Source organism: Parafrankia sp. EUN1f (assembly GCF_000177675.1).
Taxonomy (GTDB): Bacteria; Actinomycetota; Actinomycetes; order Frankiales; family Frankiaceae; genus Parafrankia.
Window position 1 is genome coordinate 1 of the sequence record NZ_ADGX01000101.1, and the last position, 14817, is coordinate 14817.

Here is a 14817-nt window from a genome sequence, read left to right on the forward strand (position 1 = left end):
GGGCGCCGTCGGCCGGTGCGACGCTCGGGCTGCTGCGGGCCCCGGGCTACCGGCGGCTGGCCTGTGTCGGAGTCGGGCTGGCGCTGTGCACGATCGGCGACGGGTTCGTCTACCTCAGGCTGGAGCAGCGGCTCGATTTCGCCATGGCCTACTTCCCGCTGCTGGCCGCCGGGGTCTACTGCGTCTACCTGGTCCTGGCGCTTCCCCTGGGCCTGCTGGCCGACGCTGTGGGCCGGGGGAGGGTCTTCGTCGGTGGCTACCTCGCGCTCAGCGGTGTCTACCTTGTGCTCTGTTTCGCCCAGCCGGGGATGTTGGGGCTGATCGCGGTGCTGGTCATGATGGGCGCCTACTACGCGGCGACCGACGGGGTCCTCGCCGCGGCGGCGAGTGCGCTGGTCCCCGCGGAGCTTCGCACGGGCGGGCTCGCGCTCGTCCAGACCGGGGTTGCGCTCGCCCAGCTCACGGGCTCTGTCGCCTTCGGTGCGCTGTGGACGTGGCGTGGGCCGGATGTGGCCTTTCGCTGGGCGGTGCTGGCGGGCCTGATCGCGATCATGCTGGCTGTCGTGGCGTTGCGTGGTGCGGGTGGGGGCCGGCGCACGGCCGGGCCCGCGAGAGTCAGAACCGGGTGAAGGAGCGAGGTCACCGTGGGTGAGAAAGTCGTGGGTGAGAAAGAGGCCGCAGGGGTGGTCGACGCCGACCCGTCGGAGGCACCGGACCCGTCGGGCGCACCGGACGCACCGGACGTGTCCGATGTGCCGGACGCACCGTCGTCGCGTCCGCGTGGGGCCGTCGCGGCGTTCCTGGTAATCCTGATCGGCTGCCTGCTGGTGGGCTCCGGATACATCGTCCATGTGCTGCGCCGGGATGCCGATCTCAAGGCGGACCGAGCGGAGGCGGTGCGCAACCCGGCCGCGGAGCTTGATCCGTCCACCCTGCGCGGTGATCCTCGCGTGATCTTCCGGTCCACCGCGCGGGACAGTACCTACGGCCTCGTGTCGATGGTTCCGCTGAGCGATCCCGGCGGCGTGCCGGCCGTGACGCGACTGTCCTGCGACCGCGTCGACGTCCGCGGTGAGATCGGCCTGTGCCTGAGCTCGGACCGGGGCTTCGTCACGACCTACCAGGCGTTCCTGTTCGACGCCGACTTCCACGTGCTCCACTCCTTCCGGCTGACCGGCGTGCCCAGCCGGGCCCGGCTGTCGGCGGACGCGCGGCTGGCCGCGGTCACCGTGTTCGAGACCGGCCACTCGTACGCGGGCCCCGCCTTCTCCACCACCACCACGCTGTACGACGTGGTGAACCGCAAGGAGCTGGGCAACCTCGAGCAGTTCGCGATCTACCGGGATGACAGGCGCATCAACCCGGTGGACCAGAACTTCTGGGGAGTGACCTTCGCCGCCGACGACGACACGTTCTACGCCACGCTGTCCACGGAGGGGACGACCTACCTGGTGCGGGGGTCGTTGCGGGCCCACGAGGTGCACACCCTGACCACCAACGTGGAGTGCCCCTCCCTGTCTCCCGATGGCACCCGGGTGGCCTTCAAGGAACGGGTCGCCGGTGACGGGCCGGTCCGCTGGGTCGCGACCGTGCTGGATCTGCGGACGATGCGCCGGACGCACCTGAGCGACACCCGGTCGGTCGACGACCAGATCGCCTGGTACGACAACGAGACCATCGCCTATGGCCTTCCGCGGGACGGTGGCGACGCCGCGATCACCGACACCTGGGTCGAGCCGGCCGACGGCTCCGGCAAGGCCCGCATCCTGGTGGCCAAGGCGTGGTCTCCGGCCTTCCGTGGCTGACGGCGCGGCTGGGGCTGACAGCGCGGGCAGCGGCGCGGCCGGCGGCGTCCCAGATCGTGGGGGTTCGGCAGCGGCGGGTGGCAACAGTCGGCTGACGTGAAAGAGAGCACTCCGCGCCGTGGCTCGGGCGCCCTGGGTGGCGTCTAACGTCACGGTGGTGATCGTGGACGCACAGCAGCAGCGAAGATCGCGGCGGCGGCTGGCGATTCGCTACGGGGTGCTCGGTGTCGCGCTCCTGCTCGTCCTGACGACGGTACGGATGATCGTGTTCCCGAAGATCGACGACCCCCGCCCGGTGGATGCGATCTTCATGCTCGGGGGCCCCGGGCATCGGCTGGACAAGACGATCGACCTGGCACGCTCGGGAATCGCTCCGGTGGTCGTCATCTCCCTGCCGGGTACCAACCGGTGCCCGGACACGGCTCGGATCGGGCGGGAGGTGGAGATCATCTGCTTCTGGCCCGACCCCAGGACGACCCAGGGTGAGGCCCAGGAAGCCGGCCGGCTGGCGCGGGAGCGCGGCTGGAACTCGATCCTGTTCGTCACCGACCGTTCCCAGGACAGCCGAGCCCGGCTGCGCATCGGCCGGTGCTACGACGGCGAGGTCCTCGTGGACGTCGTCGAGACCCCGCTGCGTGACTGGCCGTACCTGTTCGCCTACCAGGTGGCGGCGACCGTCAAGGCCGTCGTCTGGCAGCGCGACTGCTGAGGGCATCCGGCGGCGCCGGGGGGCGGCGCCGGCGTCAGCAGGCGTCAGCAGTCGCGCTGCAGAACCAGCGCCTTGACCATCGCGGCCCACTCATAGGCGATCATGTACGGCCACATGAGGCGGGGCGGCGGCACCGGGCTCATCAGGATCTGCCCGGAATAGCAGCGCTCGAGCCGCAGCCGCGCCCGGGTCACCTGGGTCGTCGAGGTGACCACGATGATCGACTGCCAGCCGTACCGGGCGGCCGCGTCGGCCGTCCAGCGGGATTCGCCCTGCGTGGTGAGCGGATCCGGCGCGAAGCAGATCACTTCGACGTTCGGGATCGGTGGCGGGCAGGGGTCCTCCGCGGTGGGCACCGAGACCGCGAGGGTGGGCGCGTACCCGGCCCGGGCCAGGCTGACCGCTTGCTCGAACCGGCCAGGGCTGCCGGCGAACATGACGATGGCATCGACCGGGGCTGGATCGTCGCGACGGGGGAGGACGAACAGCCGGACTGTCGCGCCGAGGAACAGCAGGCTGGCGACCCCGAGCGTGACGATCGTGGCGGCGCGACGCCGCCCGCGAGCCCGGCCCGGAGCGGGAGCGGATCGGCCCGGGGCCGACTGGTCCGGGGCCGACTGGTCCGAGGCGGACTGGCCCGGAGCAGCCGCGCCCTCGGTGGCCTGGCCCTGGGGCGGAACCTGCGGGCCGGGCGGTGCCGACGGGGAGGGCGGTACCGACATCCGGGCCCCTCTCTCAGCTCGGCCGATGCGTGGTGCCGAAGCCGCCGGTGCCCAGGCCGGGACGCGGCCGGCCGAGGCCGAACGGCCGGGTCTGCGTGTCCTGCGTGGGCAGGGGCAGTGTCCGCTCAGGAACCCCGCCGGCCGGCGCATCCGCCCCCGGCGCGCCGCCCGCGCCGCTCGCGGGGCCGGACGCCCCCCGTGCACTGAGGGTGTCGTGCCCGCCAGGGAGACCACCCGGGGGTGGTGCGTTCCAGCGCGGATGATGGAACGGCGCACGGGCCGCGTCCCGGGGCCAGACCGTCCAGGACGCGCCGGACTGCCACTGGACGATCGGCACCTGGTGACCGACCTGCAGCCCGGTCGCCTCGTCGAGCCGGAAACGGCCCAGCAGGGTCGTCGTGTCCAGCCCCCGCGCGGCGGCGAGCAGCGCGGTGTCGCCGATGCCGCCGCAGCGGCGGATGCAGCGGCCGAGAATGAGCCCGGCGACGTACGCCCAGGCCGCGGTCTCCGTCGGAGCCACGTGATGCAGCGCGGTGAAGTCCGCGGAGAACTGGCGCGCGGTCGGCCCGGTTCCAGCCTCGGCGACGTCGTCCGGGGCCCAGCTCGCCGGGGCCAGCAGGCCCTCCCGCAGCGCGCCCAGCGTCGCGGTCGCCTCGGCACTCACCGCGGTGGAGAACGCCGCGGCTCGCCACGAGCGACGCAGCAGGACGTTGGCGATCTCCAGCTCGTCCTCGGCACCCGCGTGGACGATGAGGACGTCCGCCGGTGGCAGCGGGCGGGCGGCGGTGGCGCCCCGCCCGGCGGGGAAGACGTTGGAGGTGACCTCGAAGCGCTGGGCACGCGCCGCGGCCTTGCACACCGAGGTCAGCTCGACGGCCATCTCGCCGGAGGCCAGCAGCGCGACCCGGCGGGCCTGCCGGTCGACCGAGCGGATCGCCGCCAGAACTCCGCGTGGCCAGGTTGACGCCGGTGCCGCGACGTTCACCACGTGGGGGAAGGACTGGCGGACGAAGCGGGTGGACGCGGCGCCGGCGTTGAACACGAGCCGGCCGGTGGCGCCGAACGCCGCCGCGGCCGCCCGGGAGCCGACCGGGCCGAAGATCGCCGCTGGTTCGGCGGCCGCCGCCGAGCGCATCGCGCGGACCGGGTCAGGGTAGGCGTCGTAGGCCGTGACGGCGATCTCATCCCAGGGCGGTGGTAGCCGTTCGTCACGTGCCCAGAGCGTCATACCCCGCAGCGTTGCCAGGCCGCCGGCCGCGTCCGGGCCGGTCAGCGGCGTGACCAGCGCTACGGGAAGTGTTGTCGTCATTGGAAAAAGCCCGTGAGGTCAAGCACTCCTTCAGAATCGCACGGCTGCGGGCACGGCCGGTCCGGCGGGAGTCCTACAAAGCCTTCTCCATCTCACGGGCCACGGCCTCCGGATGCCGCGAGTCCGAGCCGACGATGGAGAAGGCTCTAAGATCTGGTCCGGGGGTGGCAACGTCCGCCCTGGCGTCGACGAGTGATTCGACGGGTGAATCGATCGGTGAGGAGCGGCCTGGTGGCGAGGAACTCCGGCCGGGTCGGCGACCCTCCGCCGCCGCCTGAGCCGCTGGCCGTGCCCGCGGTCGACGCGCACTGCCATCTCGATCTGATGGACGCGTCGGTCGACGAGGCCATCGCCGCGGCGCTCGCGGTCGGCATCACCCGGATGGTCACCGTCGGCATCGACCTGCCGACCAGCCGGTGGCAGGCCGAGATCGCGGCCGCCCATCCCGAGGTGCGCGCGGCCGTCGCGATCCATCCGAACGAGGCCGCGGCCGGGGTCGACGAGGCCACGTTCGAGGCACTCACCGCGCTTGCCCGCGCGGACGGCGTCGTCGCGGTCGGGGAGACCGGCCTGGACTACTACCGCACCCCGCCGGAGCAGCACGCGGCCCAGCAGGAGAGCTTCCGGCGGCACATCGCGATCGCCAAGGACACCGGCCGGGCACTGATGATCCACGATCGCGAGGCGCACGAGGACACACTGCGCATCCTGGCGGAGGAAGGCGCGCCGGAGCGGGTCGTGTTCCACGCCTTCTCCGGCGACGCGGAGATGGCCAAGGTCTGCGCCGACGCCGGCTATGTGATGTCCTTCGCGGGCAACGTCACGTTCAAGAACGCCGAGGCGCTGCGCGAGGCCGCCGCGATCGCCCCACAGGAGCTGCTGCTGGTGGAGACGGACGCGCCCTACCTCACCCCGGTCCCGTGGCGGGGCCGGCCGGGCGGGCCGTACCTCGTCCCGCTGACCCTGCGGCTGCTCGCGCAGACGCGCGGCACGGCGGTGGACGAGTTCGCCGCCGCGATCGCGGCCAACGCGGAACGGACCTTCGGACCCTGGTAGAGATCGAAGCGCTGCTCTCGCCGGCCGACATCCGGGAGCTCGCGCAGTCACTGGACCTGCGGCCGACGAAGCGGCGCGGCCAGAACTTCCTGGTCGACCCGAACACCGTCCGCAGGCTTGTCCGCCTGGCCGAGATCGGCCCGGACGACGTGGCACTGGAGGTCGGGCCCGGGCTCGGTTCGCTCACGCTCGGCCTGGTCGCGCAGGCCGGCGCGGTGGTCGCGGTCGAGGTCGACCCGCTGCTCGCCGCGGCCCTGCCCGAGACGGCGGCCGCCCGGCTGCCGGCCGCGCTCGCGCAGCGGCTGCACGTCGTCGAGGCCGACGGTCTGCGGGTGCGGCCCGCGGACCTGCCCGCGGAGCTCGCCGCGCCGACGGTCCTGGCGGCGAACCTGCCCTACAACGTCGCGGTGCCGCTTCTGCTCGGCCTGCTCGAGCGGTTCCCGACCATCCGCCGGGGCCTGGTCATGGTGCAGGCGGAGGTCGCCGAGCGGCTCACCGCCCCGCCGGGCGGGCGGATCTACGGGGTACCCAGCGTGAAGCTCGCCTGGTACGCCGACGCGCGCCTGGCCGGAGCGGTTCCCCGCCCGGTGTTCTGGCCGCAGCCCAACGTCGACTCCGCCCTCGTCGCCTTCAACCGACGCCCCGCCCCGCCGGGAGACGACTCCGCCCGGGCCGAGGTCTTCGCTCTGGTGGACGCGGCTTTCGCTCAGCGCCGCAAGATGCTGCGGACGGCGCTGGCGTCGTGGGCGGGCTCCGCGCAGCGGGCCGAACAGATCATCCGTGCCGCTGGTGTCGACCCGGGTGCCCGTGGCGAGACTCTCGACGTCGAGGCCTACGCGCGGGTCGCGTACCAGGCCGCAGTGGCGGGCCGAAGCGACGGCCCGACGAGTTGAGGATTCTGGTCGCTCTCGAGCGAGCCGCGACGTCCCGAGAAGCGGCGGATCCAGCCCGCCGATATTGACCTGGCGGGTCCGTGCCCACCCGCCGCACGGCGCGCCCCACCGGGGAACCCGCGCGCCGTACAGCGCCTCACCGGGGAACCCGCGCCGCCGCGCAGCGCCAGCAATTCGCGCAAATAGGTGCAAACGGGGCGGGTGGTCGCTTGGTAATCCGCAAGAAGTGAGGATTTCGGCTGTTCTAGCAGCCAAGATCCTCAAGTCTTGCTCAGCGGCAGCGGCAGCGGCAGCGGCAGCGGCGGAAGCGGAGGCAGCGGTTGCGGTAGCGGTAGCGGCGGAAGCGGAGGCAGCAGCAGCGGCGGAGGCAGTCCGAGACTTGGGATCTTGCGGCAGGCTTTCCGGCGCTCCGCTAGCTGTCGACGCCGATGGCGCGGCGGGCGCCGGCGAGGACTGGACGGGCCCGGTCGCGGGCCTTCTCCGCGCCTGCGGCGAGGATCGCGTCCAGCTCGCTGCCGGGGGCGACCAACTCGTCGTACCGCGCCCGCAGCGGGGTCAGCCAGGCCTCCAGCGTCTCGTACAGGGCGTTCTTCAGCTCGCCCCAGCCGGTGCCGCCCTGCTCGAGGCGGACCCGCATGTCCTTGACGTCGTCCGGCGTCGCGAAGTTCTCGTAGATCTGGAAGGCCGCGGAGCTGTCCGGGTCCTTCGGCTCCTCGACGGGGGTGCTGTCGCTGACGATCCCGCGGACCAGCTTGCGCAGCCGTGACGGCGGTGCGAACAGCGGAATCGTGTTGCCGTAGGACTTGCTCATCTTTCGGCCGTCGGTGCCGGGCATCGTCCGGGCACCGGTGCCGGCCGGGATCAGCGCCGTGGGGATCTTCAGGCTGTACTCGCTGCCGAAGAGGTGGTTGAACGAGCCCGCGATGTCCGCCGCGTATTCGACGTGCTGGACCTGGTCCTGCCCCACGGGGACCACGTCGGAGCCCATGATGAGGATGTCGACGGCCATCAGGATGGGGTAGTTGAACAGCCCCATGTTGACGCCGGCGTCCAGGTCGGCGGCGCCGCTCTCGGCGTTGCGGTCGCGTGCGGCCTTGTAGGCGTGAGCCCGGTTCATCAGGCCCTTGCCCGTGACGCAGGACAGGATCCAGGTGAGCTCGAAGATCTCCGGGACGTCGGACTGCTTGTAGAAGGTCGTCTGCTCGGGGTCGAGGCCGAGCGTGATCCAGGTGGCCGCGACCGACCGGGTGTAGGCGGCGAACTGCGCCCTGTCCCTGATCGAGGTCAGGGCGTGGTAGTCGGCGATGAAGTAGATCGACTCGTAGGTCGCCGTGAGCTCAAGCGCGGGCCGGATCGCCCCGATGTAGTTGCCGAGGTGGGGTTCACCGGTCGGTTTGATCCCGGTCAGCGACACCCGGCGGCGATCCTGCGTCATGCTGCCTGATTCTACGGACAGCGGCCGACCGCCCCGGCAGCCGACATCAGTACGGCACCGGGGCGGTGGAAGACAGGAGAAAGCCGGCTGGTCAGGCGTCTCCGCCGAACAGGCCGGTCACTGATCCGTCCTCGAACACGGCCTTGATCGCGGCGGCGATCAGCGGCGCGATCGACAGCTCGGTGATCTTGTCGATGCGCGCCTCGCTCGGCAGCGGCAGGGTGTTGGTGAGCACGACCTCGCTGATCTCGGAGTTCTTCAGCCGGTCGGCGGCGGGGCCGGACAGCACCCCGTGGGTCGCCGCCGCGATGACGTTGGTCGCGCCATGCTCCTTCAGCGACTCGGCCGCCTTGGTGATCGTGCCGGCGGTGTCGATCATGTCGTCGACGATCACGCAGGTGCGCCCGTCGACCTCACCCACGACATCGAACATCTTGACCTGGTTCGGGACGTCCGGGTCGCGGCGCTTGTGGATGATCGCCAGCGGGCAGCCGAGTCGGTCGGTCCACCGCTCAGCGACCCGGACCCGGCCCGAGTCCGGAGCCACGACCGTGACCTCCGAGGTGTCCAGCTTGTTCTCGATGTAGTCCGCCAGCAGCGGCAGCGCGAACAGGTGGTCCACCGGCCCGTCGAAGAAGCCCTGGATCTGCGCGGTGTGCAGGTCGACGGACATCAGCCGGTGCGCGCCGGCGGCCTTGAACAGGTCGGCGACCAGCCGGGCGGAGATCGGCTCACGCCCGCGGTGCTTCTTGTCCTGGCGGGCGTACGGGTAGAACGGGGCGACGACGGTGATGCGTTTGGCGCTCGCGCGCTTGAGCGCGTCCACCATGATCAGCTGCTCCATCAGCCAGGTGTTCACCGGTGCGCCATGACACTGGAGCACGAAGGCGTCGCAGCCGCGGACGGACTCCTCGAAGCGGACGAAGATCTCGCCGCTGGCGAACTCGTAGGCGTTCGTCGGCACGGGCTCCACATCGAGAGCTCGGGCGACCTCCGCCGCGAGCTCGGGGTGGGAACGTCCCGCGAAGAGCATCAGGTTCCGACGGTTCTCGGTCTGGTATCCCACCGATATCTCCTCAAGGCGCATGGCTGGTGGCTCGTACCTCTGGCAGGCGGCCTGGCAGGGGCGCTGGCGGACGGGGAAGCAATGTCGGCCGGGCCCGCCCTCAGGGGACCGTCCGGTGGCCGCTGGGCGACACACCCATGGTCGGGTGGTGCCCGTCGCGAGCCGGGACCTGGGCAACGCCGCCGCGCGGTCAGGGCAGATCTACCCCCTCCGACCAGGCATCGCGCAGGGCTGAAGGGGGCTGCGTCGGGATCGGGCGGTCCCTTCGCGCCCCAGACGTCGACCGTAAACCCTGGACTGGCACAACTTTGACCAAGCCTCTCCCACGTTCGACCCGGAACGGGGCAAATGCCAGCGAATGGAGGGGGCGAGGATTGCGCTGTGCTTCAACTCACGTTTCAGGTTGCCGCTGGACGGCGCTCCTCGCGGCTTCGGCGGCGCGCGCCGCGGGGCTGTCGGGACGTCGGCGCAGCACCCAGTCGACGATCGTGCGCTGGCGCCCCTCCCGGACCGCCAGCGCACCGGGCGGGACGTCCTCCCGGATGACGGAGCCGGCACCGGTGTAGGCGCCGTCGCCGATGGTGACGGGGGCTACCAGCATCGTGTCGCTGCCGATGCGGACGTCCGAGCCGATCACCGTCCGATGCTTGGCGACTCCGTCGTAGTTCACGAACACGGTGGTGCAGCCGATGTTGCTCCGTTCGCCGATCACCGCGTCCCCGACGTAGGCGAGGTGCGGAACCTTGCTCTCGGCGCCGATCTCGGCGGCCTTGGTCTCGACGAAGGCGCCGATCTTGCCGTTCCGGCCGAGCCGGGTGCCGGGGCGCAGGTGCGCGAACGGGCCCACGACGGCGCCTGGGCCCACCTCGGCGCGTTCCGTCACCGAACTGGTCACCCGGGCGTCCGCGCCGACCACCGTGTCGATGAGGGTGCAGTCCGGCCCGATCTCGGCGCCGGCGGCGACCCTGGTGGCCCCGCGCAGATGGGTGTTCGGCCAGAGCGTCGTGTCGGGCTCCAGCCGGACGTCGGCGTCGATCCAGGTGGAGGCGGGGTCCACGACGGTGGTCCCGGCGAGCATCGCCGCGTTGACGATGCGATCGCGCAGGGCGAGGCCGGCCTCGCCGAGCTGCCGGCGGTCGTTGACACCGCCCGCCTCGGCCGCGTCCGCGAGCACATGTGCCGCCACGGGCTGGCTGTCCGCCACGAGTAGGCCGACCACGTCGGTGAGGTACTCCTCGCCCTGTGCGTTGTCGGTGGTGAGCCGCTTGAGCGCGCCGCGCAGCAGTTCGACGTCGAAGACGTACACGCCGGTGTTGATCTCGTTGATCGCCGCGGTGGCCGCATCCGCGTCGCGCTGCTCGACGATCTCCCGCACCCGGCCGCCGGGGCCGCGCACGATCCGGCCGTACCCGGTGGGGTCCGCGACCGCGGCCGTCAGGATCGTCGCCGCGGCCGCCGTCTCGTGGTGATGCTCGACGAGGCCGGTGACCGCCTCGCGGGTCAGGAGCGGCACGTCACCCGGCAGCACGATCACCGGTGCGTCCGGCGGGAGATCGCCGAGTGCGCCGAGCGCGGCTCGCACGGCGTGCCCGGTGCCGCCCTGGTGCTCCTGCACCGCGGTGATCACGTGCGGCGCGCGGTCGGCGAGCATCGCCGTGACCTGCTCCCGCCCGTGGCCGACGACGACCACGGTGCGTTCGGCCTGGACCGGCGTGGCCGCGTGGAGCACATGCTCGAGCAGGGTGCGCCCGGCGAGCCGGTGCAGGACCTTGGGCAGCTTCGAACGCATTCGCCGGCCTTCGCCCGCCGCGAGGACGATGACAGCGGCCGGACGTGGCTGAGTCACAGAAGCTCCCGCAATCTCGACGGAACCGGGCTGCGCCTGACCTGCCTCGCCGACGGCCGAACCGAACCGGTCGACCTGCACCGGCTCACTCGCGGAACGTGAGGCATCGACTGGCAGCCTACCGGGGCAGCACTCTACCCAATGAGCCTTTTCCGTCGCCGGCAGGGGACCCGCGGCGTCGCTGACCGTGACCATGAGACGGAAAAGGTTCAATGAGCCTTTTCCGCCGTCGACTGGGACCTGTGGCGTCGCTGACTGTGGGCCGCGAGATGGAAAAGGCAACAGCGTCGAGTGGGTCCATCGCCAGATCAGGGATCGTGTGAATACGATATCGAAATCGGGGATTCGAATACAGAGATACGTTTGACGGGATATTGTGGCCCGTGGGCCCGGAATACCCTGCTTCCCTCGTGCTCCGCCGCCACGACTCGAACGTGGACTAAGAGAACCAAAATCTCCTGTGCTGCCGATTACACTACGGCGGACCGTGAGGAATGGGGCCGTTGGGAAAAGGCCGGCCAGTTCCGGCGCTAGTCTACCATCGCCGCGGCGATGGGAAGAAATATTCGCGGGTCTGGGCGTGCGTGCGTGTGGTCTCGCCGGCCACGCGCCGCCGCGGCTGCGGCAGCACGGTTGCAGTGTCGCCCCCGTGGCCGCCGGAGTCGCCGCAGCGACTCCGGTCGGCCACGGCCCGTTATTGTCCCCGTGGCCCGCCGCCCTTCGCCTTCACCTGGTGCCCGGCCGGCTACACGTCGCCCGCCGGCTCCCTAAGGACACAAGGTGATGATCACATTGCGGGGGGTGTCAGGACCGACCGGTCGGGGAATCAGTGCTCGCGTAAAGAACGCGATCTGCCGCGCCGCGGTCCGGCACGTACCCGGTTGCACGGCCCGTTTGCGTGGCGGACGCCGTGAATGGGGCCGGCCGTCATCCAAGCGGGCTAACGTGGCGACTACAGGGTCGGCAGTGAGCGGCCCACCGCGACGGACGGGATGAAGCCGATGACCGCTGCCGACACGGTGAAAACTACTGAAAACAGGCCTCGGGGTGTGCCTGTCGCCGACGGTGACCAGCGCTCCGCGAGTGCCGGCCGACCTGCGTCGGAGTCGCCGGAGGAGCGCCACAGCGCCATGCCGGGCTCGGTCGCCCGGGCACGCGGTGAACAGGCTGTGCTGCTGGCCACGATCCTGGTTCCGTTCGCCGCGCTTGTCGCGGCCGTTCCGTTGTTGTGGGGGCGCTGGATCTCCTGGCGTGACGTGGTGCTGGCGGCAGTGATGTACGCGATCACCGGCCACGGTGTCACGATTGGATTCCACCGGTATTTCACCCACCGTGGATTCAAGACCTCCCGGCCGGTGCGGGCGGCGCTGGCGATCGCCGGCAACATGGCTATTGAAGGCCCGGTGATCCGCTGGGTCGCGGACCACCGGCGCCACCATGCCTTCAGCGATGCCGACGGCGACCCGCACTCGCCGTGGCGCTACGGCACCGGGCCGGTCGCGCTCGCACGCGGGCTCTGGCACTCCCACATCGGCTGGCTTTTCGACGTTGAGCAGACCGATCAGCGCCGCTATGCTCCAGACCTTCTGGACGACCCGATGATTGTTCGGATCAGTCACGCCTTCGCCCTCTGCGCCTTTGTCAGCCTCGCGGTGCCCCCGCTTGTCGGCGGGCTGTGGGGTGGTTCGTTCGAAGCGGCTGTGCAGGCCTTCTTCTGGGCCTCGCTCGTCCGGGTGGCATTGCTGCACCACGTCACCTGGTCGGTGAACAGCATCTGCCACGTCCTGGGCTCGCGGCCCTACCGCTCGCGGGACCGTTCCGGCAATGTGTGGCCGCTGGCGCTGCTGTCCATGGGCGAGTCCTGGCACAACCTGCACCACGCCGAGCCGACCTCGGCCCGGCACGGCGTCCGGCCCTGGCAGGTCGACACCAGCTTCTACGGCATCAAGCTGCTCGAGACCCTGCGGCTGGTCTGGGACGTCCGCTGGCCTGATCCGGAGCGCCTGGCCGGCAAACGGGTCTGACCGCGTCGGCCGGGCGGCCCGGCGCCGCTGCCTCGCGGGTCAGGAGCCCTCGATCCGCGAGGCCAGGGTCAGCCACTGCTCCTCGGTGGAGTCCTTCTGTGCCGTGACGGCCTGCAGCTCGGTGTTCAGGGCGAGGATGCGCCTGTGATCGGTGGCGGCCTCGGCCAGCGCGGTGTGCAGCTCCGATTCCTGGCGCTCGAGCTTCTCCAGGGCTCGCTCCAACCGGGACAGCTCCTTGCGGGCCGCCCGCAGCTCGCCGGAGGTCATCACCGGAGCCGCCGGTGCGCTCACCCCGGGCCCGGTCCCCGCGCCGGTCCCGGCCCGGACCCGTTCCCGGCGGACCGGTCGGTGGCGGTGGACCGGCCGACGGCGCCCCCGCCGACAGTCCCGGCCGCGCTTGGCGGCTGGCCCGGGGGGCCGGCCGAGGCCTCGGCCGCAGCCCTCCTGGCCAGGTACTCCTCGACCCCGCCCGGCAGCATGGTGATCCGCCGGTCGCCCAGCAGGGCCATCACGACGTCGCAGGTGCGCTCCAGGAAGTAGCGGTCGTGGCTGACGACCACGAGGGTCCCGGGCCAGGAGTCCAGCAGGTCCTCGAGCGCGGTCAGCGTGTCGGTGTCGAGATCGTTCGTGGGTTCGTCCAGGAGCAGCACGTTCGGCCGCTCCATCAGCAGCCGCAGCAGCTGGAGGCGGCGCCGCTCGCCACCGGAGAGATCACGTACCCGGGTCCACTGCCGGCCCGACGGAAGGCCGAACTGCTCGAGCATCTGACCGGCCGTCCGTTCCCGGCCGCGTTCCAGCGTGAGGACACGGGCGACCTGCTCGACCGCCTCCAGCGCCCGCAGCTCGCCCGGCAGCTCGGCCACCTCCTGGGACAGGACCGCGACGCGCGCGCTGGCGCCCTGCCGGACCTGCCCGGAGTCCGGCCGCAGGGCACCGGTGAGCAGGCGCAGCAGCGAGGTCTTGCCGGCGCCGTTGACACCGACCAGACCGATCCGGTCGCCGGGCCCGAGCCGCCAGGTCACGTCGTGCAGCAGCTCACGGCCACCGACGGACAGCGTGGCGTCCTCGACGTCGAAGACGTCCTTGCCCAGGCGTGCGGCGGCGAACGTGCGCAGTGCGAGGCTGTCGCGGGCTGGTGGCTCGTCGGCGATCAGCGCGTTGGCGGCGTCGATGCGGAACCGCGGCTTGCTGGTCCGGGCCGGCGGGCCACGGCGCAGCCAGGCCAGCTCCTTGCGGAGCAGGTTCTGCCGCCGGGCCTCGGTCGCGTCGGCCCGCCGGGCGCGTTCCGCCCGGGCCAGCACGTAGGCCGAGTAGCCGCCTTCGTAGGCGTCGATCCGCCCGTCCACGACCTCCCAGACGCGGTCGCAGACCTCGTCGAGGAACCAGCGGTCGTGGGTGGCGACGAGCAGGGCACACCGCCGGGAGGCGAGGTGACGCGCCAGCCAGGCGACGCCCTCGACGTCGAGATGGTTGGTCGGCTCGTCCAGGATGAGCAGGTCGAGCTCCTGGACGAGCAGGCGGGCCAGCGCGACCCGCCGCCGTTCACCGCCGGACATCGTGGCGGTGCCCTCGTCGAGCCGATCGAGCAGCCCGAGACCGGTGAGCACCGCCCGCTGCCGGGGGTCGGCCGCCCACACGTGGTCGGCCACGTCGCCGACGACCGCCGAACGGACGGTGCCGGCGGGCAGCGCGTCGGTCTGGGACAGCGCGCCGATCCGCGTGCCACCGGCGTGCACGACCCGGCCGGAGTCCGGCAGCGCCTCGCCGGAGAGGATGCGCAGCAGGGTGGACTTCCCGGCCCCGTTGCGGCCGACCACACCGATCCGCTCCCCGGTACCGAGCCCGAGGCTCACCCCGTCGAGCAGGACCCGCGTGCCGTGCGCGGCGGAAACCGTCTCCAGCGAGACGACGACGGCGCTCACGCCGGCCTCCGCGCCATCGTCACGCCTGTG

The 14817-nt window shown here is 71.7% G+C and carries 11 protein-coding genes, 1 tRNA gene and 1 pseudogene; 6 read left to right on the forward strand and 7 right to left on the reverse strand.

Translation table 11 applies throughout. The features are described from left to right. The 3 genes from FREUN1FDRAFT_RS25530 to FREUN1FDRAFT_RS25540 all read left to right on the forward strand — a co-directional run. Positions 1-629: MFS transporter (locus FREUN1FDRAFT_RS25530; protein ID WP_006543144.1), on the forward strand; the 629-nt coding region annotated here is incomplete at its 5' end. A gap of 15 nt (positions 630-644) precedes the next feature. Continuing rightward, positions 645-1805, forward strand: coding sequence for a hypothetical protein (locus FREUN1FDRAFT_RS25535; protein WP_006543145.1), 1161 nt, complete (start codon positions 645-647; stop codon positions 1803-1805). A gap of 163 nt (positions 1806-1968) precedes the next feature. After that, entirely contained in the window at positions 1969-2514 is a 546-nt protein-coding gene (locus tag FREUN1FDRAFT_RS25540) for a YdcF family protein (RefSeq protein ID WP_232295400.1), read from the forward strand. 44 nt (positions 2515-2558) lie between these two features. Here FREUN1FDRAFT_RS25540 and FREUN1FDRAFT_RS25545 read toward each other — a convergent pair whose 3' ends face one another. Then, positions 2559-3236, reverse strand: coding sequence for a YdcF family protein (locus tag FREUN1FDRAFT_RS25545; RefSeq protein ID WP_006543147.1), 678 nt, complete (start codon positions 3234-3236; stop codon positions 2559-2561). Between the two features lie 13 nt (positions 3237-3249). After that, a complete protein-coding gene (locus FREUN1FDRAFT_RS25550) occupies positions 3250-4545 on the reverse strand; it encodes an ABC transporter substrate-binding protein (RefSeq protein ID WP_006543148.1) in 1296 nt (431 codons plus the stop codon). Positions 4546-4776: 231 nt separating this feature from the next. Here FREUN1FDRAFT_RS25550 and FREUN1FDRAFT_RS25555 point away from each other — a divergent pair, with 231 nt between their 5' ends. Both FREUN1FDRAFT_RS25555 and rsmA read left to right on the forward strand, forming a co-directional pair. After that, positions 4777-5601 (forward strand): TatD family hydrolase, encoded by an 825-nt coding sequence (locus FREUN1FDRAFT_RS25555; protein ID WP_006543149.1) that lies wholly within the window; start codon positions 4777-4779, stop codon positions 5599-5601. A 56-nt stretch (positions 5602-5657) separates the two neighbouring features. Then, on the forward strand, positions 5658-6494 hold the full coding sequence (gene rsmA / locus FREUN1FDRAFT_RS25560) for a 16S rRNA (adenine(1518)-N(6)/adenine(1519)-N(6))-dimethyltransferase RsmA (RefSeq protein ID WP_304412157.1): 837 nt from the start codon (positions 5658-5660) through the stop codon (positions 6492-6494). Positions 6495-6906: 412 nt separating this feature from the next. On the opposite strand, the gene FREUN1FDRAFT_RS25565 is transcribed toward rsmA, so the two are convergent. The 4 genes from FREUN1FDRAFT_RS25565 to FREUN1FDRAFT_RS25585 form a co-directional block, all read right to left on the reverse strand. Then, the gene (locus FREUN1FDRAFT_RS25565) at positions 6907-7929 is read right to left on the reverse strand and encodes a tryptophan--tRNA ligase (protein ID WP_035953446.1); all 1023 of its coding nucleotides are present in this window, start codon (positions 7927-7929) and stop codon (positions 6907-6909) included. A 91-nt stretch (positions 7930-8020) separates the two neighbouring features. After that, a complete protein-coding gene (locus FREUN1FDRAFT_RS25570) occupies positions 8021-8995 on the reverse strand; it encodes a ribose-phosphate diphosphokinase (RefSeq protein ID WP_006543152.1) in 975 nt (324 codons plus the stop codon). Positions 8996-9386: 391 nt separating this feature from the next. Beyond that, on the reverse strand, positions 9387-10841 hold the full coding sequence (glmU, locus tag FREUN1FDRAFT_RS25575; RefSeq protein WP_083828816.1) for a bifunctional UDP-N-acetylglucosamine diphosphorylase/glucosamine-1-phosphate N-acetyltransferase GlmU: 1455 nt from the start codon (positions 10839-10841) through the stop codon (positions 9387-9389). Positions 10842-11254: 413 nt separating this feature from the next. Continuing rightward, positions 11255-11326 (reverse strand) — tRNA-Gln (locus FREUN1FDRAFT_RS25585). Positions 11327-11842: 516 nt separating this feature from the next. Between FREUN1FDRAFT_RS25585 and FREUN1FDRAFT_RS25590 the strand changes: the two genes are divergently transcribed. After that, positions 11843-12865 (forward strand): fatty acid desaturase, encoded by a 1023-nt coding sequence (locus FREUN1FDRAFT_RS25590; RefSeq protein WP_035953457.1) that lies wholly within the window; start codon positions 11843-11845, stop codon positions 12863-12865. A gap of 39 nt (positions 12866-12904) precedes the next feature. Here the strand turns inward: FREUN1FDRAFT_RS25590 and FREUN1FDRAFT_RS25600 are convergent. Then, a pseudogene (locus tag FREUN1FDRAFT_RS25600) lies at positions 12905-14787 on the reverse strand (ABC-F family ATP-binding cassette domain-containing protein). Between the last annotated feature and the right edge of the window lie 30 nt (positions 14788-14817).

Bases quoted from the DNA above. Each gene is read 5' to 3' on its own strand.
- FREUN1FDRAFT_RS25590 (WP_035953457.1), top strand. From the start codon at position 11,843: ATGACCGCTGCCGACACGGTGAAAACTACTGAAAACAGGCCTCGGGGT.
- FREUN1FDRAFT_RS25565 (WP_035953446.1), bottom strand. From the start codon at position 7,929: ATGACGCAGGATCGCCGCCGGGTGTCGCTGACCGGGATCAAACCGACC.
- FREUN1FDRAFT_RS25550 (WP_006543148.1), bottom strand. From the start codon at position 4,545: ATGACGACAACACTTCCCGTAGCGCTGGTCACGCCGCTGACCGGCCCG.
- FREUN1FDRAFT_RS25545 (WP_006543147.1), bottom strand. From the start codon at position 3,236: ATGTCGGTACCGCCCTCCCCGTCGGCACCGCCCGGCCCGCAGGTTCCG.